The sequence below is a fragment of the Streptacidiphilus albus JL83 genome (assembly GCF_000744705.1).
In the GTDB taxonomy this organism is placed as follows: Bacteria; Actinomycetota; Actinomycetes; order Streptomycetales; family Streptomycetaceae; genus Streptacidiphilus; species Streptacidiphilus albus.
Genome location: NZ_JQML01000001.1, coordinates 9,110,547 through 9,127,043, shown reverse-complemented (window position 1 = coordinate 9,127,043; position 16,497 = coordinate 9,110,547). Strand labels below are relative to the sequence as shown.

17 protein-coding genes are annotated in these 16,497 nt (G+C 74.6%); 3 read left to right on the top strand and 14 right to left on the bottom strand.

Annotated elements, in window-relative coordinates:
- Positions 1 to 41: 41 nt before the first annotated feature.
- From BS75_RS39565 to BS75_RS39505, 13 genes are all read right to left on the bottom strand, one after another.
- Positions 42 to 554 carry a flavin reductase family protein gene (locus BS75_RS39565; RefSeq protein WP_034091667.1) on the bottom strand — a complete coding sequence of 171 codons (513 nt, stop codon included), beginning with the start codon at positions 552 to 554 and terminating at the stop codon, positions 42 to 44.
- Positions 551 to 1,714, bottom strand: coding sequence for an LLM class flavin-dependent oxidoreductase (locus BS75_RS39560; protein WP_042438955.1), 1,164 nt, complete (start codon positions 1,712 to 1,714; stop codon positions 551 to 553). Before BS75_RS39560 ends, BS75_RS39565 begins: the two co-directional genes overlap by 4 nt.
- An 81-nt stretch (positions 1,715 to 1,795) precedes the next feature.
- Positions 1,796 to 2,572: an alpha/beta hydrolase gene (locus BS75_RS39555; RefSeq protein ID WP_034091666.1), complete on the bottom strand. Its 777-nt coding sequence runs from the start codon at positions 2,570 to 2,572 to the stop codon at positions 1,796 to 1,798.
- Positions 2,569 to 3,717: an LLM class flavin-dependent oxidoreductase gene (locus tag BS75_RS39550; RefSeq protein WP_034091665.1), complete on the bottom strand. Its 1,149-nt coding sequence runs from the start codon at positions 3,715 to 3,717 to the stop codon at positions 2,569 to 2,571. The genes BS75_RS39555 and BS75_RS39550 overlap by 4 nt, the downstream gene beginning before the upstream one ends.
- A 3-nt stretch (positions 3,718 to 3,720) precedes the next feature.
- A complete protein-coding gene (locus BS75_RS39545) occupies positions 3,721 to 4,950 on the bottom strand; it encodes an acyl-CoA dehydrogenase family protein (RefSeq protein ID WP_063771527.1) in 1,230 nt (409 codons plus the stop codon).
- Positions 4,947 to 6,059, bottom strand: a complete 1,113-nt coding sequence (locus BS75_RS39540; RefSeq protein WP_034091664.1) for an LLM class flavin-dependent oxidoreductase — start codon at positions 6,057 to 6,059, stop codon at positions 4,947 to 4,949. The genes BS75_RS39545 and BS75_RS39540 overlap by 4 nt, the downstream gene beginning before the upstream one ends.
- 57 nt (positions 6,060 to 6,116) lie before the next feature.
- Positions 6,117 to 7,148, bottom strand: a complete 1,032-nt coding sequence (locus tag BS75_RS39535) for an ABC transporter ATP-binding protein (RefSeq protein ID WP_042438953.1) — start codon at positions 7,146 to 7,148, stop codon at positions 6,117 to 6,119.
- Positions 7,145 to 8,191 (bottom strand): ABC transporter ATP-binding protein, encoded by a 1,047-nt coding sequence (locus tag BS75_RS39530; protein ID WP_042438950.1) that lies wholly within the window; start codon positions 8,189 to 8,191, stop codon positions 7,145 to 7,147. Before BS75_RS39530 ends, BS75_RS39535 begins: the two co-directional genes overlap by 4 nt.
- Positions 8,169 to 9,074, bottom strand: a complete 906-nt coding sequence (locus tag BS75_RS39525; RefSeq protein WP_042438949.1) for an ABC transporter permease — start codon at positions 9,072 to 9,074, stop codon at positions 8,169 to 8,171. The genes BS75_RS39530 and BS75_RS39525 overlap by 23 nt, the downstream gene beginning before the upstream one ends.
- Positions 9,071 to 10,165, bottom strand: a complete 1,095-nt coding sequence (locus tag BS75_RS39520) for an ABC transporter permease (protein ID WP_081983064.1) — start codon at positions 10,163 to 10,165, stop codon at positions 9,071 to 9,073. The genes BS75_RS39525 and BS75_RS39520 overlap by 4 nt, the downstream gene beginning before the upstream one ends.
- Positions 10,162 to 11,715: an ABC transporter substrate-binding protein gene (locus BS75_RS39515; protein WP_034091663.1), complete on the bottom strand. Its 1,554-nt coding sequence runs from the start codon at positions 11,713 to 11,715 to the stop codon at positions 10,162 to 10,164. Before BS75_RS39515 ends, BS75_RS39520 begins: the two co-directional genes overlap by 4 nt.
- Positions 11,716 to 12,088: 373 nt before the next feature.
- The gene (locus tag BS75_RS39510; RefSeq protein WP_042438947.1) at positions 12,089 to 13,018 is read right to left on the bottom strand and encodes a DsbA family oxidoreductase; all 930 of its coding nucleotides are present in this window, start codon (positions 13,016 to 13,018) and stop codon (positions 12,089 to 12,091) included.
- Positions 13,015 to 13,467, bottom strand: a complete 453-nt coding sequence (locus BS75_RS39505; protein WP_034091662.1) for an RrF2 family transcriptional regulator — start codon at positions 13,465 to 13,467, stop codon at positions 13,015 to 13,017. The genes BS75_RS39510 and BS75_RS39505 overlap by 4 nt, the downstream gene beginning before the upstream one ends.
- A 144-nt stretch (positions 13,468 to 13,611) precedes the next feature.
- Here BS75_RS39505 and BS75_RS39500 point away from each other — a divergent pair, with 144 nt between their 5' ends.
- Positions 13,612 to 14,118, top strand: coding sequence for a cupin domain-containing protein (locus BS75_RS39500; protein ID WP_034091661.1), 507 nt, complete (start codon positions 13,612 to 13,614; stop codon positions 14,116 to 14,118).
- A gap of 26 nt (positions 14,119 to 14,144) precedes the next feature.
- Here the strand turns inward: BS75_RS39500 and BS75_RS51110 are convergent, their stop codons facing one another.
- Complete coding sequence (locus tag BS75_RS51110; RefSeq protein ID WP_231608029.1) at positions 14,145 to 14,291, bottom strand: VOC family protein; 147 nt, start codon at positions 14,289 to 14,291, stop codon at positions 14,145 to 14,147.
- Positions 14,292 to 14,381: 90 nt separating this feature from the next.
- On the opposite strand from BS75_RS51110, the gene BS75_RS39495 reads away from it, so the two are divergent.
- Complete coding sequence (locus BS75_RS39495; RefSeq protein WP_034091660.1) at positions 14,382 to 14,906, top strand: C40 family peptidase; 525 nt, start codon at positions 14,382 to 14,384, stop codon at positions 14,904 to 14,906.
- 188 nt (positions 14,907 to 15,094) lie between these two features.
- On the top strand, positions 15,095 to 16,426 hold the full coding sequence (locus BS75_RS39490) for a S8/S53 family peptidase (protein ID WP_052070314.1): 1,332 nt from the start codon (positions 15,095 to 15,097) through the stop codon (positions 16,424 to 16,426).
- Positions 16,427 to 16,497: the final 71 nt, after the last annotated feature.

Here is a 16,497-nt window from a genome sequence, read left to right as displayed (position 1 = left end):
GCTCCGGGGGGGTACACCGGCCCGTGCGCGGCTGTCCCTCGCTAGGCCGCGTGCCGACGGAAGCTGCCGAACGCGCCGGCGTGGTGCAGCAGGGGGGACGAGTCCCCCGCGCCGCCGGCGTCCAGTACCTCGCCCACGACCAGCAGGTGGTCCCCGACCTGCTGCCGCAGCACCGGCCGCGCGGTGAGCCAGGCCGGTACGTCGTCCAGCAGCGGCACTCCGCCGGGACCGGGCGACCAGCGGGTGCCGGCGAAGCGGTCGACGCCGCTGGCCGCGAAGCGCCGGGCGATCGCGGCCTGGTCCTCACCGAGGACGTGCACCGCGAATATCTGCGCGGCGCCGACGGCGGCGGCCGTGGACGCGGTGGTGGCGAGGTAGAAGGACACCAGCGCGGGTTCGATCGAGACCGAGGTGAACGAGGTCGCGGTGAACCCGGCCGGGCCCGGCACCGTCAGCACGGCCACTCCGGCGGCGTGGCGACGGAGGGTCTGCCGGAGCAGGTCGGCGGAGACGGTGCTGCCGACAGTGGTGCCGACGGTGGCGGTGGTGGTCATGAAGGGGTCCTCTCCAGTGCAGGTGATGCGGCGTCGGTGAACGGGTCGGGGGTGAACGGAGCCCGGGCGAGCAGTCCCTGACGGCGGAGCAGCGGCAGGACGCCCTCGCCGAACCAGTGGGCCTCCTCCAGGTGCGGCTGGCCGGACAGCAGCACCTGTTCGATGCCCAGGTCGTGGTACTCGGACAGGCGTTCGGCGACCTCCTGGTGACTGCCCACCAGCGCGGTCCCGGCGTGGCGGCGCAGCAGCCCGAAGCCCGCCCAGAGGTTCGGTGAGATCTCCAGCCGGTCGGTCCGGCCGCCGTGCAGGGCGGTCATCCGCCGTTGCCCCTCCGAGGAGGTGCGGGCGGCCCGCTCCTGGGCCAGGGCGACGGCCGCCGGGTCCATCCCCCGCAGCAGTCGGGCGGCCTCGGCCCAGGCCTCGGCGGCGGTGTCACGGGAGATGACGTGCAGTCGCACGCCGAATCCGACCCGGCGGCCGAGCGCCCGGGCCGCCGCGGTGACCCGGGCGATCCTCGTCGCCAGCGCGGCCGGCGGTTCGCCCCAGCTGAGGTGGACGTCGGCGTGGGCGGCGGCGGCGAGCAGGGCGGGTTCGGAGGTGCCGCCGAGGAACACCGGCGGGACCGGGTCCGGCGCCTCGGCGACGGTGGCCCCGGAGACCTGGTAGTGGGCGCCGCGGTGGTCCAGCGGGTGGCCGGACCAGGCGCCGCGCAGCACGGTCAGCCACTCGTCGGTACGGGCGTAGCGGGCGTCGTGGTCGAGCCGGTCGCCGTAGCGTCGCTGCTCCTCGTCGTCGGAGCCGGTGACGACGTTGAGTATCAGCCGGCCGCCGGACACCCGCTGGTAGGTGGCGGCCATCTGCGCGGCGAGGGTGGGGTTGAGGGCGTCGGGGCGCAGCGCCACGATGAAGCGCAGCCGCCGCGTCTCGCGCAGCAGCGCCGCCGTGGTGATCCAGGGGTCCTCGCACCAGGTGCCGACCGGGGTCAGCACGGACTCGTAGCCCAGGCGTTCGGCGGCGCGGGCGACGTCGGCGAGGTAGTCGATGGTCGGGGCGCGGTCGGTGGGGCGGGGTGCGGTGGTGGCGATGCGGGAGTGCACCCAGCCGACCACGTCCCGCCCGTCCCCCGAGGTGGGCAGGTACCAGTGCGGATGCAGGGCCATGGGCCTCTCTCCTTGTCCGTGCCGGGAAGGCGGTTGATGGACGGGGCCGTGTCCGGCCGGGCGGGGGGAGTCGCCGGCCGGCTACTCGCCGTCGACGGGTGGCGTCGCCGTGACCGTGACGACGGTCGGCAGGTGCGCACCGCCGCGCAGTCGTTCCAGCCATTGGACGACGGTGGCGGCGACGCTGCGGTGGGAGATGTCGTTGAGCGCGTCGTGGCGTCCGTCCGCGACCGTGGCGAGCACGGATCCGGGCAGCGAGGACGCCAGCCGCCGGGCCGCCGGGACCGGGCTGACGGTGTCGGCCTCGCCGTGCACCAGCAGCACCGGCAGCGCGCCGAGCTGCTGCGCCGCCTCCGCCGCCGCCCGGGCGAGCTCGGTCGGTACCGGCTCGGCGAGGCTGCCCCGGCCGAAGGCGGCGTCGGCGTCCAGCCGTCCGCGGTGCGCCGGGCAGGCGGTGCGCAGGCCGAGTTCGCTGTCCCAGTCGGTCGGTGAGGCTCCGTCACCTTCCAGTGCGGTGCCTGCCAGCAGCAGGGCGTCGGGGTGCAGGGCGGGGTGCACGGCGGCGGCGAGCGCCCGCAGCGCGCCGGTGTCGGAGCCGGCGAGCACCAGCGGGGCGGCCGCGCTCCGGCTCACCCGGGCGATGTCGGCCGCGAGCCGTGCCCCGTCCTGCCCCGGGGTGGTGTCCAGGATGTGCACCACGTAGGCGTCGGCCGCGAGCCTGCGGCCGAAGCGCTCGTAGACGGCGGGGTTCTCGCCCCGCCCCGGGAGCAGCACGAGGGTGCCGCGCTGCCGCAGGCCCTCGGGCGGATACCAGCTCGCGGTGGCGGTCACGGCGACCACGGAGGCGGGAGCGGTCATCGCGCGCCGCCGGCGACTGCGGCGAGCGGGGTCCGGGCGGCGGTCTCGCGGCGGGCCAGCTCCTGGCGGACCAGCGGCAGCAGCTGCCGGCCGTAGTCGACGGCGTCGTCCAGCGGGTCGTAGCCCCGGATGAGCAGGGTGGTCACGCCGATGTCGACGTAGTCGAGCAGTGCCTGGGCGACCGTCTCGGGGGTGCCGACCAGTGCGGTGGAGTTCCCGGCCGCACCGGTGGCCGCCGCGGGCGCGGTCCACAGCGCGCGGTCGTGCCGGTCGGACTTGGCGGCGGCGGCCAGCAGCCGCTGCGAGCCGGCGTTCTGCGGCTGCGCGCCCGGTCCGACCGGCAGGATCGCCCGGCGCCGTCCGAACAGCGGGTTGTCCTTGCCGTGGCCCTGGATGGTGCGGAGGATGCCGTGGGCGCGTTCCCAGGCCGCCTCCTCGGTCGCGCCGAGGATCGGCCGGAAGGAGACGCTGATCCCCGGCGGGGTGGTCCGGCCCGCGGCGGCCGCCGCCGCGCGCACGGAGGCGATCTGCTGGGCGGTCTCGGCCAGCGGCTCCCCCCAGAGGGCGAACACGTCGGCGTGCTTGCCGCCGACCCGGTAGGCGGCCTCGGAGGAGCCGCCGAAGTAGAGCGGGATGCGCGGGCTCTGGGCGGGCTTCACCTCGGCGTGGAAGTCCTCGAAACGGTAGTGGCGGCCCTCGTGGCCGAAGGGCTGGTCCTCGGTCCAGGCCCGCTTGAGCACGTCGAGGTACTCGTCGGTGCGGTCGTAGCGCTCCTCCTTGGGGAGGTGGTCGCCGTCGCGGCGCTGCTCGGCGTCGTGGCCGCCGGTGATGATGTGGACGGCGACCCGGCCGCCGGAGAACTGGTCGAGGGTGGCGAAGGTGCGGGCCGCGAGGGTGGGGGCGACGAAGCCGGGACGGTGGGCGACGAGCAGTCCGAGGCGTTCGGTGTGGGCCGCGACGTGTGCGGCGACCTGGGTTCCGTCGGGGTGGCTGGAGCCGTAGCCGATGAGGATCCGGTCGAAGCCCGCGGCCTCGTGGGCCTGCGCGAAGCGGCGGGTGTAGTCGGGGTCCACGACGGGTCCGGTCGGCGGACGGGTCTCGGAGCCGTCGCGCGTGCCGATCATGCCGATGAATTCGACGCTCATGGGTCAGTTGCCTTCTGTGAGTGCGGAAGCGGGTCGGGTGGTGCGGCCGGAACTGTCGGACCGGCCCAGGGCGGCCCGTCCGGCGGCGAGCAGGACCATGTCGTCCTGCGGGGTGTGCACGCGGCTGCACAGCACGTCGCGCAGGTGCCGCTGCAGGGGGTTGTCGTTGGTGAGGCCGTGGTTGCCGATCAGGGCGACCGCCTGTTCGACGGCGCCGATGGCGGCCCGGGTGCCGATGACCTTGGCCGCGCCGGCGTCCTCGGCGGCCCTGGCCTCGCCGGCGTCGGCGGCCTGCGCCAGCGCCGCGACCAGGCGTTCCGCGCCGGTGAGCGCGATCTCGATCTCGCCGACCGCGGCCTGGAAGCGGGGCAGCGCGGCCAGCGGCGAGCCGAGCGCGGTCGGGGTGCGCTCGTGCAGGAACCCGGTCAGCCAGTGCTGGGCGGCGCGGGCCACACCCAGGTAGAGGGCGGTGAGCCCGAGCGCGTTCCAGGCCCCGGCGATCGGGTCGCGGCCGCCGTCGGCGCCGGGTTCGGCCAGGCCGATGACGTCGCCGAGCGGCACCTGCACCGCGTCGAGCAGCACGTCGTCGCTGCGGCTGGCGCGCAGGCCCAGATGGTTCCAGGTGGGCAGCACTTCGAGCCCCTCGGAGCCGGAGCGGACCAGGAACGAGCCGACGCGCGGCACTTCCTCGTCGGTGCGCGCCCAGACCAGCATCCAGCCGAGGGCCTCCGCGCCGGTCGAGAAGATCTTGTGACCGGTCAGCTCCCAGTGGTCGCCGCGACGCCGCGCCACGGTCGCGGGCAGCCCGCCGCGCACCGGCGAACCCAGGTCCGGCTCCACCCGCAGCGCGTTGACCAGGACCGGACCGGCGGCGGACGCCTCCAGCAACTGGGCGTGCGCCGCCCGCGGCCAGCTGTCCGAACGGGCCTGGGCGGCATGGGTGAACAGCGTCATCGCGGTGACCAGGGCGACCGCGGGGTCGCCGCCGCCCAGCGCCTGCAGGATGCGCACGGTGTCGGCGAGCCCGCAGCCCGGGCCCCCGTGGGCGCGGCCCACGGTGGCGGTCAGCAGTCCGGCCCGGTGCACCTCGGCGACCCCCTCGAAGGGGAAGCTGGCGTCCCGGTCGTGCTCGGCGGCACGGGCCGCGAGGACCGCGGCGACCTCGGGCAGGCGGTCGAGGTCGGGCGGAACGAGCCGCAGCGGCGGCGGGGCCGGTGGCGAGGTCGCGGTCACGCCTCCGCCGCCCCGGCTCCGCTGCCGACCAGCACGCGGTTGCCGACCAGGCCCTGGCGCTCCGACTGCTCCCGGACCAGGCTCACCAGCGCGCCGTAGTCACGGGCGTCCTCCAGCGGGCTGAAGCCGCGGATCAGCAGCGTGCCGACGCCGAGCCCGGTGTAGTCCAGCAGCGATTCGGCGACCTGCTCGTAGGAGCCGACCAGCGCGGTGGAGTTCCCGGCCGCGCCGGTGACCTTGGCCACCGCCGTCCACAGCCGCTTGTCGTGGACGTCCCCCTTGGCCGCGTACTCCAGCAGCCGCTTGGAGCCCTGCTGGGCGCTGTGGTCCAGGTTGAACGCCTTGCGCAGCTCACCCGAGCGCTCCTTGGTGAGCCGCAGGATCTCCTCGGCCCGCTGCCAGGCCTCGGCCTCGGTGGCCGCAGGGATCGGCCGGAGGCTGACGCTGAAGTTGGGCACCCGGCCGTGCGGAGCGGCGGCCGCGCGGACCTGGGCGATCCGTTCGGCGATGCCGGCCAGCGGCTCGCCCCAGAAGGCGTACACGTCGGCGTGCTTGGCCCCGGCCCGCACCGCGTCGTCGGAGGCGCCGCCGAAGTAGATCGGGATGGGCCGGGACGGCAGCAGCGCCGAGCGTCCGCCGCGGACCTGGTAGAACTCGCCGTCGTGGTCGAAGGGCTCGGTGGCGGTCCAGGTCTTGCGGACGACCTGCAGGAAGTCGTCGGTGCGGCGGTAGCGGGTGGGCTTGTCGCTGAGGTCGCCGTCGCGGGCCTGGTCGGCGTCGTCACCGCCGGTGATGACGTGCAGGGCGACCCGGCCCGGGTGGAAGGCGTCGAGGGTGGCGAACTTGCGTGCGGCCAGCGTCGGCGAGACGAACCCGGGCCGGTGGGCGAGCAGCACGCCCAGCCGGGTGGTGTGCGTCAGCACCTGGTCGGCGACGGTGAACCCGTCCGGGCTGGAGGAGGAGTGCGCGACCAGGATCCGGTCGAACCCCGACCCCTCGTGGGCGAGGGCGAGTTCACGCAGGTACCCGGGCTGGACGACGGAGCCGGGCGCGGTGCCGGTCTCACTGAAGGGCGCGGTCGAGGCGATGCCGATGAATTCGATGGACATGGTTGCGGGCTCCGTAGCTTGGCGGGACGTCTCTGGACAAGCGGGACACGGTCGGAATCAGCGGCCTCCGCCCGCTGCCGCGGGCTCGGGCGGGCGCAGCCGCCCGCGCCAGGTGTCGGCGTGGTGGCAGGCGACCTCTCGGGCGCCCGGCCGGTCCTGAACGGCGGGCGCCGCCCTGCACGCTTCGTCGGCGAACGCGCACCGCGCGGCGAACCCGCAGCCGCCTGCCTCCTCCGCCGCCCACTCCGGCGCCGCCTCCGGCCGCCGCAACCGTCCCGGCGGAATGCGGTGCTCGCGCTGGACACTGGGGGCGGACGCCGTCAGCAGCGCGGTGTAGGGGTGCAGCGGATGCGTCAGCACCTCTGCCGTGGGGCCCTGTTCGACCAGCCGCCCCCGGTACAGCACGGCGATCCGGTCGGCGATGCCGGCCAGCGAGCTGAGGTCGTGCGAGATGACGACGACCGCCACGTCCAGTTCGGTGCGCAGCCGGTCGAACAGCCGCAGCACATGGTTCCGGTTGGAGGCGTCCAGGGCGCTCACCGGCTCGTCCGCGAGCAGCAGCCGGGGCCGGGTGACGACGGCGCGGGCCAGCGCCACCCGCTGCCGCTGGCCCCCGGACAGCTGCCCGGGCAGCCGTCCGGCCAGACCGGCGTCCAGGCCGACCCGGTGCAGGGCCTCGGCGGCGCGCTCGGCGCGCTGCTCGCGGCTGCCGGTGCCGGTGACCGCGAGCGGCTCGGCCACCAGCGCACCGACCGTCAGATCCGGGTCGAGCGAGCGCAGCGGGTCCTGGAACAGGTACTGGACACGGCCGGTGCGTCGGAACTCGCGCAGGGCGCGGCCGCGCAGACCGGTGACCTCGGCGCCGTCCACGGTGACCCGGCCTCCGGTGACCGGCGCCAGGCCGACGACGGCGCGGGCCAGGGTGGTCTTGCCGGAGCCGGTCTCCCCGATGACACCGAGGATCTCCCCTGCCCCGGCCCTGAGTGACACGCCGTCGAGGATCTGCTGGCCGGGGCGTCCGCCCCGGCGCCCGTAGCCGACGCTCAACCCCTCGACCTCCAGCAGCGCCGCAGCTTCCGCCGTGCTCATGCGCCCACCTCCTGCAGAACGGTGCCGGACAGGTTCAGGGCCTCCAGGCGGACGCAGCGGCTGCGCCGGTCCACCCCCGCCGACCGCAGCTCCACCGCGCCCTCGCGGCACTCCGGCCGGGCATGGGCGCAGCGGTCGGCGAACCGGCAGCCGGTCGGCGCGCGGCCGGCCTCCGGTGGACGCCCGGGGATCACCGCCAGCTCGCGCCGCGACCAGTCGCCGATGGAGGCCACCCGCAGCAGCGCCTCGGTGTAGGGGTGGGCGGGTGCGGCCAGCACCTGCTCGGTCGGGCCCTCCTCGACGAGCTCCCCGGCGTAGAGCACCACGATCCGGTCGCACACCTCGGCGACCACCGCGAGGTCGTGGCTGACCAGCAGCAGTGCCAGTCCCCGTTCCGAGCGCAGCCGTCCGAGCAGGTCGAGCACCTCGGCCTGGACGACGGTGTCCAGCGCGGTGGTCGCCTCGTCCGCGACCAGCAGCTCCGGGTCCCCGGCGACGGCGACGGCGATCAGGACGCGCTGCAGCATGCCGCCGGAGAGCTCGTGCGGGTAGCGGTGGTAGACCTGCTCGGGCCGGTGCAGTCCGACGGCGGTGAACAGCTCGACGGCGCGCCGGTGCGCGGCGGCCCTGGACAGGCCCTGACGCACCCTCAGCGGCTCGGCCAGCTGGCGGCCCACCGTCAGCGAGGGGTTGAGGTAGGAGGCGGGGTCCTGGAACACCGCTCCCAGGTGGACCCCGCGCAGCCGCTCCCAGCCGCGCCGGTCCAGCCCGGTCAGCTCGGTGCTGCCGCCGCCGCGGTCCGCCAACGTCATGGTCCCGGCGGACACCTGGACGCCGGGCGGCAGCGCGCCCAGGATCGAGCGGCAGGTCAGGGTCTTGCCGCTGCCGGACTCTCCGACCAGTCCGACGGCCTCCCCGGCCCGGACGGTGAAGGAGATGTCGCGGACGGCCTCGGTGCGGCCGCCGTTGACGGTGATGTGCAACCCCTCGACGGCGAGCACCGAGCTGTCGGCGGCCGGCTCAGACAGTGGCGACGCGGGCATCGGCCTGCTCCTCACGTGCGGCGGTGGCGGGACCGGCGGCGGGGGCGGCATCCGGTTCGCGGACGGCGTCGGCCGCGCCGCTGTCCCGCAGCGCGTCGGCGAGCAGGTGCAGCGCCCCGGCGGTGACCATGACCAGCAGCCCGGGCAGGACCGGCGCCCACGGCTGCTGGGACAGGAACCCCAGGTCGGTGGCGAGCATCCCGCCCCAGGTGGGCGCGGGCGGCTGGACGCCGAGGCCGAGGAAGGTGAGCGAGGCGACCGTGAGCAGGCTGGTGGCCAGCGCCTGGGCGGTGGTGACGGCGACCGTGGGCAGCACCTTGCTCCAGATGTGGTGGCGCAGCACCCAGCGGCGCGACGCACCCATGAGCTCGGCGGCCTCCACGTACGGGGACTGCCGCAGGCCGAGCGCCGCGGCCCGGGTGACCCGGAAGAACAGCGGGGACAGCAGCACCCCGAGGGCGATCATCGCCTGGTGGATTCCGTTGCCGAGGACGCCGATGGCGGCGATGGCGAACAGCGTGAACGGCAGGGTCATCAGCGCGTCGACGGCCCGCAGCGAGATCCACTCGAACACCCGGCCGAGCCAGAGCGAGGCCAGTCCCGGAACGATGCCGATGAGCAGGGCGACCCCGGTGGCCTCCAGCGCCCCGGCGACCGACAGCCCGGTCCCGGCGAGCAGCCGGGACAGCACGTCCCGGCCGAGGTAGTCGGTGCCGAGCAGATGAGCGCCGCTCGGGCCCGCGAGGATGTGGTCGGCGTCCTGGGCCAGCGGGTTCTGCGGGGCGAGCTGCCCGCCGAAGACCGCCAGCAGGGCGACCGCGGCCAGGACCGCGAGGGCGAGCCGGGCGATCGGCAGGCGCCAGGTGCGGCGCAGCGTCCTCATGCTGCCTCCTCCCGGGGAGCGGCGCCCGGTACCCCTGCGGAACCCGCCGGGGTCCGTCGGCGCGCGGCCGGGTTGAGCGCCGAGAGCCCGGCGTTGACCACGAGGTTGGCGATCAGCACCACGCCCACGGTGACCAGCAGCGTGCCCTGGATCACCGGGACGTCCTGCTCCTGGGCTGCCTGCAGCGCGAGTTGGGCGATGCCGGGCAGGTTGAAGATCCGCTCGGTGACCACCGCCCCACCGATGATCATCGGGACGCTCATGCCGAGCACGGTGAGCGCCGGTCCTACGGCGTTGCGCAGCACATGGCCGAAGAGCACCCGCCGGGCGGAGAGCCCGCGCATCGCGGCGCCGGTGACGTAGTTCTCCCGCAGGGCGCCGACCAGCGAGGTCCGCAGCTGCCTGGCGATCCCGGCGGCTGCGTCCAGGCTCAGTGCGAACCCGGGCAGCAGCGCGAACCGCAGCCACTGGAACGGGTCCTGACCGAACGGCACGTAGCCGCCCGACGGCAGTGCGCCCAACTGCACGGAGACCACCACGATCAGTGCGATGGCGACCACGAAGGCCGGCAGGGTGCCGAGCACCGCGCACCCGGCCGTCACCAGCCGGTCGAGCCACCCGCCGTTGCTGAGCGCGGCGGCGATCCCGGCCGCGCCACCCAGCAGCACCGCGATCACCAGGGCCAGACCGGCGACGGACAGGTCCACCGGCAGCGCCTGGGCCACGCTCTGCGAGACCGGGGCCGAGGTGAACCAGGAGCGCCCCAGGTCCCCGCGCAGCGCATGGCCCAGCCAGCTGAAGTACTGCACCGGCAGCGGCCGGTCCAGCCCGAACTGGTGGTTCATCCGAGCGATGTCGGCCGGGGTGGCGGTGATCCCCAGGACCGCCGCACCCGGGTTCGCCCCGGACATGGCGCCCAAACCGAAGGTCAGCATCGAGGACAGCAGGAACACCGTCGCGGTGGTGGCCAGCACCTTCACCAGCGACAGCGGCGCACCCGCGATGCGGGTGCCGCGGTCGAGCAGCGTGCGCAGCTGCAGCCCTCCGACCGCGCCGCCGGCGCCGCCGTCGGGGGCACTCACCGCGCTCATGCGACGGTCACCCCTTCGAAGCGCTGGACGACGGCGTCGGCCGGCAGCGGCGAGACGCTGCCGGAGCGGGCCAGGATCCGCGGCACCGTGTAGAGGAAGACATTGGGCATGCTCCGCACCGCGAGTGCGGTCGCGGCCCGCAGCACGGTCGGGTAGTCGGGCGAGTCCAGCGGCGTGGCCGACACCTCGGCGAGGGCGGCCGCCAGTCCGGGCGGCGTGGTGCGGCCGGGGTTCATCAGGCCCTGTGCGCCGAACAGCACCTGGAACGCCTGGGCGGCGGAGTCGCGTCCGGCGAACTCGTCGGTGAACAGCGCCTCGGAGTGGTTGACGTAGACGATCTCGGTGGCCTGGGCGAGCGGGATCACCTGGATGGTGGCGTTGATGCCGACGGCCTGCAGCTGCGACTGCAACTGCTCGGGCAGTCCGGCGGCGGCCGTGGTGGTGATCTCCAGGTCGACGCCGTCGGCGTGGCCCGCCTTGGCGAGCAGCGCACGGGCCTTGTCCGGGTCGTAGCCGTAGAGGCCGTCCGAGGAGGGGTCGTGGCCGACGTAGCCCGGCGGGAAGGGCTGGTTGCTGACCTCGCCGTACCCGAACTGCTGCACCTTCAGCAGGGCCTGACGGTCGATCGCGTACTGCAGGGCGAGCGCGACGTCCGGGTCGGTGAAGGGGGCCTTGGTGAGGTTGACGTCGAGCACGGCGACGACCATCGAGGAGATCACCTGGACGTCGAGCCCGGCGGCCTTGGCGGCGGCGACCTCACTGCCCGGGATCTCCGCGACGTTGTACTGCCCGGACTGCAGCGAGGCGACGACCGTGCTCGGGTCCGGCAGCGGGTAGACCTCCACGCTCTGCAGCTTGATGTTGGCGGCGTCCCAGTAGCCCGGGTTGCGCCTGAGGACCGCCTTCTCGTTCTGGGTGTAGGAGGTGAGGGTGAACGGGCCCGCGCCGACCGGCTGGGTGGCGATCGCGGCCGCATCGGACGCGAAGGCCTTGGGGCTGACGATCATCCCGGTCTTGCCGGCCAGCAGGTTGGGGATCTGGTAGTCGGCCCGGGTCAGTCCGACGACCACGCCGGTGGCGCCGACCGCGGTCACCGAGGCCACATTGGCCAGCTGTGCGGCGACCAGGGACTTGGGGTCGGTCCGGCTGCGGTCCAGGCTCTTCTTCACCGCCGCCGCGTCGAGGACGCTGCCGTCGCTGAAGGTCAGTCCGGGGCGCAGGGTGAAGGTGACCTGCTTGCCGCTGGGGTCGTAGGTCCATGAACTCGCCAGCGCGGGAACGGCGTTGCCGTGGGCGTCGAGCTTGGTCAGGGCCGAGTAGACGAGCGAGAGGTCGTGGACGTCCCAGCCGGCCGAGGAGTAGATGGGGTCCCAGGACGTGGGCAGCGCCCAGCCGAACCTGAGGGTGCCCGCACTGCCGGCCGCACCCCCGGCGGCGGAGCCGCTGCCGCAGGCGGTGAGCGCGACGGCCGCACCGACCCCCATGCCGAGGCCGAGGAAGGAGCGTCTGGCAAGGAGGGCGGAGTCGGTCGACAACCGGGAAGAGTTCATGACGATTCGTCACCTTCGGTGTGGGCGCGCCGAACTGCTCCCGGACGAGGGGAGCGCGGGCAGCGCGGGATGCCACGGCGGGGCAGGCCGGCGGCAGGGAAGGGGCATGCCTCAGCACGCGCTGGAGCACAGGCGCAGACACGGGAACAGGAGGCGGTGCGGGGAGCGCACCCGAAAGCGCCTGGCAGCCGGGCGCCGGATCAGAACCGGCGGGGAAGGCGGTGTCGCCGCTCAGTGAGCGGCACAGGGACCTGCGGTGGCGCGGGTCAGCGACAGAGGGCGCTGGAGGTGCGCCGCAGGTCCACGTAGCGGCACACCACGGCGGGGTGCGTCGTAGGCATGGGCCCATCCTGGCGGGGCGACCGGGCGACTGTCAATGGACACCAAAAGGTGTCTCATTGTCCGGGCGCCGACCGGCCGCCGCCGGGTGCACCGCGGCCTCCTCCGGGTGCAGCCAGAGCGGCCCACCTGCGGTGTCCACCCTGAGCGCCTCGGGCGAAGGCTCGCCCTCGACCGTGAGCAGCTCCAACTCCCTTTCCGTCAAGCTGCGGTGGAGGTCGAACGCGGCACGGGCGGAGCTCTGCGGAACGGCCGTGACGAAGCCCGGGAAGGCCTCGCGCAGGGCCTCGGTGTAGGCCTGCGCGGGCCGCAGTCCGGGCACCACCCGGCAGACCTCGGGGCCGCGGAAGACGATGGTGGGCAGGGCGTAGCGATGGCCGCCGTCATCGAGTTCCCGGGCCCGTCCGGGGTGCGGCGCGGGCCCGACCAGGTCCAGCACCTCCGGCAGCGGGGTGCGCGCCTCCGCCCGGTCGGCCCGCACCGAGGCCTCGACGGCGACGGAGGACGCGTCCGCCCGCAGCCGTGCCAGGTCCAGGCCCGGCACGCCGCTGACGCAGTCGAGCACCCGCTGCGCGGTGTCGGCGGGCACACCGAGGACGAACACCGACTCACGCAGCCGCCGCAGCACCCGCTCGGCCACCGGCGGGCCCTGGGCCTCGGCGGCGCGCGCCGCCAGCGAGGCGGGCCAGCTGCTCCGCGCCACCCGCTCCAGCCGGGCAGCGCGCGGGGCGCCGGTGTGCCCGGCCACGTCCTCCACGTAGCCGGCGTACCAGGCGGTCTCGGCGGCGGGGTCGGGGGCGGGGTCGTCGTCGGCGTCGAACAGGATCGAGTACACCCGCCGCCAGCCGATCCGGCCGTCCACCTGCGCACGCAGCCGCCTGAAGGAGGGCTCGGAGCCCCAGGCCCAGGGGCAGAGCGGGTCCGTGTACTCGACGATCTCCGCCACCCGCGCGCCGCCGCTCACACCAGTGCCGGTTCCTGGGCCGGCGCGGCGACCGGGGGCGCGGGCGGCGCCTGCGCGCCCAGCAGCGAGGCGACGCTGGTCTCCTCCATGATCCGCCGGGCGCTGGCCTCGACCGCCCGCCACACCCCGGGCAGCCCGGCGGCCGGCCCCGGGTAGGCGAGCCCTGACGGCGTCTCACCGCGCAGGGTCATCAGCTCGCCGTCGACCGCCAGCACCACGTCCAGCAGGCTGATCTCCTCGGCCGGACGCCCCAGCCAGTACCCGCCCTCGCAGCCGCGCTGGCTGCGGACCAGGCCGGCCCGGCGCAGGTCGCCGACGACCGACTTGAGGAACCGGAAGGGGATCTCCTGCGAGGAGGCGATGCCCTCGCAGGTGAGCGGCCGGGCCGTGTCGAGGGCGAGTTCCAGCAGCGCCCGCACGGCATAGTCAGCCTTCGCCGAGATATGCATGCAACCGAATGTAACCCGGTGATCCGCCGGGCCGGACCGGGAACGGCAAAAGACACCTCTTGACATCCTTTCCGCCCGGCTCCTACCGTCGCTGCAGCCCCCACTGCCCGCACCACTCCTCGACCGAGCCCCAGGACGACACCCATGAGCACCCGGCACAGCAGCCACCACGAGGGCTTCCACCCCGACCTGACCGAGGCCGACGGCGACGCCCGGTCGAAGGCGGTCGCGCGCACCCGGGTCCACCACGTCCGGGCCGACGACCTGGACGGCGACACCGCGCAGACCGGCGGGATGCGCCGCTTCGCGGCGATCAGCGGCGCACGGGTCGGCTCCGAGCGGATGTGGATGGGGCAGACCCACGTCGCCCCGGCCACCTCCTCCGCCGACCACCACCACGGGGACTCCGAGACCGCGATCTACGTCGTCAGCGGCCGACCGGAGTTCGTCTTCCTGGAGGAGGCCGCCGACGGCGGCACCCGGGAGATCCGACTGCGGACCGGTCCCGGCGACTACATCTTCGTGCCGCCGTTCGTCCCGCACCGCGAGGAGAACCCCGACCCCGAGCAGGAGGCCGTGGTCGTGATCGCGCGCAGCACCCAGGAGGCCGTGGTGGTCAACCTCCCCGGCCTGCACGTCCTGCGCCCCTGAGCGGACGGCGGCGGCGTGACGCACGCTCAGGCGGGCTGCCACGGCTCGACCCGGTTGCCCTCGGGATCGGTGACCCAGCCGAAGCGGCCGATCCCCTCCAGCTGCGGGGTGCGACTCCAGCGGGCACCCTCGGCGGCGCGCCCGCCACGACCGCCCGCGAGGCCGGCAGACATTGTCCGTCCGGGGTCGTGACCTGGCCCGGATCCCGCGCGATACTGCGCTTGCGCGCTTGTGCACGCCTGCGGCCAGTACGGAGGGCATCCATGACCACAACCCCGCCCCTGTCCCTGTCCCTGCCCGGTGACTTCGCCGTCGTGCGAATACCCGGCGACGTCGGCCGCCTGATCCGCTTCGGCCAGTGGCTCGACGGCTGCGGGTACGAGGACTACGAGCACGCCTTCGTCGCCGTGGGCGACGGACAGCTGGTGGAGGCGCAGCCGGGCGGGGCACACCTGGCACCGCTGACGCAGTACGACGACTACCGGCCCCTGTGGTCCACCGGCCGGATCGCGCTGACCGAGGAGCAGCGCGAGCGCCTGGTCGCCGCGGCCCACAGCTACATCGGGGTGCCGTACTCCTTCCTGGACTACGGCTCGCTCGCCCTGGCGCGGCTCCGCCTGCGGCCGCCGGTCGTCAGGCGCTTCGTCGCCGACACCCGCCACATGATCTGCTCGCAGCTGGTCGACCAGTGCTACCTGGACGCGGGGGTGCACCTGTTCGACGACGGGCGCATCGCCGGGGACGTGACGCCAGGAGACCTGTACGAGCTGATTCGGCCTCAGCAGTAGGCTGCGCCGGCCCCGGTGGCACGGCAGGACCTCCCTTGTCCGGGCTGTGCACTGCAGGCCCCATTGACGCAGGCGGTTCCGCGATGTGACTGTTGCATCGAACTTCACTCATGAACACGTCAACATGCTGCGCCCGGCGGCCGCCACCGCAATACCGGCACGCCGTGCGCCGAGTGAGAGGAACCCTCTTGACGAACCTCCGCAAGGCAGCCCTGTCCGTGGCGGCGGTCGGCGCGTTAGCCGCCGCCACCGCCGTACTGCCGGCCGCCGCGGCGCAGGCGCAGAGCCCCGCACCCACCGTCCGCCTCGGCTCGGCGGCGAGCCTGCCGGCCGCCGCGCTCGCGAACCGGGGCACGGCCCAGGTGTGCGCGGGCATCGCGCACAACCGCTGTATGGCCGAGATCGTCACGCAGGCCCCCAGCTCCACCAAGCCGCTGGCGACCACCACCCCGGTCGGGTACGGGCCGGCGGACTTCGCCGCCGCCTACAACCTGCCGGCCGCCGACGTCGGCTCCGCCAACACCATCGCGATCCTGGACGAGGGCGCGTTCCCCACGCTGGAGGCCGACCTCGGCGCCTACCGCGCCCAGTACGGACTCCCCGCGTGCACCACCGCCAACGGCTGCTTCAAGCAGGTCAACGAGCACGGCGGCGCACCGCTGGCGGCGGGCACGACCACGGCGCAGAAGCAGTTCGACGAGGAGGTGGGCGTCGAGACCACCCTGGACGTCGACATGGCCTCCGCCGCCTGCCCGACGTGCCACATCCTGGAGATCACCGTCAACCGGGACATCACCACCAGTGAGGACCAGGCCGCCGAGGACTTCGGCGTCGCCATGAACACCGCCGCCAAGCTCGGGGCCGCCGCGGCCAGCGTCAGCTACCAGTTCGACCCCGACGCGACCCTGGACCTGGGCGCGGCCGCCCGCGACTTCTTCCACCCGGGCATGGCGATCACCGCCTCCTCGGGCGACGGCGGGTACGAGGGCACGCCCTCCGGCTGGCCGCAGAACCTGCCCACGGTCACCTCCGTCGGCGGCACCGCCCTCTACAGCACGCCCGGCGCCGGCCACAACGGCTACACCGAGACCGCCTGGGACGGCTCCGGCAGCGGCTGCGCCGCCGAACTGCCGCCCGCGCTCGGACAGCCCACCGCCGTGTCGGCCAACTGCGGCGGCCACCGCGCCGACGCGGACGTCTCCGCCGACGCCGACCCGACCACCGGCGCCGCCATCTACGACGACTACGCCCCCTACTCCAACCAGCCCTACGGCTGGATCACCGTGGGCGGCACCAGCGAGTCCAGCCCGTTCATCGCCGGGATCTACGCGCGTGCCGGGAACCTGGCCGACGTCGAGGGCCCGAACACCCTCTACGCGGACCCGTCCTCGGCGTTCAACGATGTGACCATAGGTCAGAACGCCCCGGCGAACAGCGGCTGCACCGCTCTGTGCATCGCCGGCCCCGGCTGGGACGGACCGACCGGCCTGGGCACCCCCGACGGGCTCTCCGGCTTCTAGCCCCGGCTTCCCGCCGTCCCGCTGCACCGCCGTCCCGCTGCACCGTGGACCGCCGGCCCAGGCCGGCGACG

Coding starts and splice junctions, on each gene's coding strand:
- BS75_RS39520 (WP_081983064.1), bottom strand. CDS start 10,165: ATGAGCGCGGTGAGTGCCCCCGACGGCGGCGCCGGCGGCGCGGTCGGA.
- BS75_RS39565 (WP_034091667.1), bottom strand. CDS start 554: ATGACCACCACCGCCACCGTCGGCACCACTGTCGGCAGCACCGTCTCC.
- BS75_RS51110 (WP_231608029.1), bottom strand. CDS start 14,291: ATGTCTGCCGGCCTCGCGGGCGGTCGTGGCGGGCGCGCCGCCGAGGGT.
- BS75_RS39525 (WP_042438949.1), bottom strand. CDS start 9,074: ATGAGGACGCTGCGCCGCACCTGGCGCCTGCCGATCGCCCGGCTCGCC.
- BS75_RS39550 (WP_034091665.1), bottom strand. CDS start 3,717: ATGAGCGTCGAATTCATCGGCATGATCGGCACGCGCGACGGCTCCGAG.
- BS75_RS39560 (WP_042438955.1), bottom strand. CDS start 1,714: ATGGCCCTGCATCCGCACTGGTACCTGCCCACCTCGGGGGACGGGCGG.
- BS75_RS39530 (WP_042438950.1), bottom strand. CDS start 8,191: ATGCCCGCGTCGCCACTGTCTGAGCCGGCCGCCGACAGCTCGGTGCTC.
- BS75_RS39555 (WP_034091666.1), bottom strand. CDS start 2,572: ATGACCGCTCCCGCCTCCGTGGTCGCCGTGACCGCCACCGCGAGCTGG.
- BS75_RS39500 (WP_034091661.1), top strand. CDS start 13,612: ATGAGCACCCGGCACAGCAGCCACCACGAGGGCTTCCACCCCGACCTG.
- BS75_RS39505 (WP_034091662.1), bottom strand. CDS start 13,467: ATGCATATCTCGGCGAAGGCTGACTATGCCGTGCGGGCGCTGCTGGAA.
- BS75_RS39540 (WP_034091664.1), bottom strand. CDS start 6,059: ATGTCCATCGAATTCATCGGCATCGCCTCGACCGCGCCCTTCAGTGAG.
- BS75_RS39515 (WP_034091663.1), bottom strand. CDS start 11,715: ATGAACTCTTCCCGGTTGTCGACCGACTCCGCCCTCCTTGCCAGACGC.
- BS75_RS39535 (WP_042438953.1), bottom strand. CDS start 7,148: ATGAGCACGGCGGAAGCTGCGGCGCTGCTGGAGGTCGAGGGGTTGAGC.
- BS75_RS39495 (WP_034091660.1), top strand. CDS start 14,382: ATGACCACAACCCCGCCCCTGTCCCTGTCCCTGCCCGGTGACTTCGCC.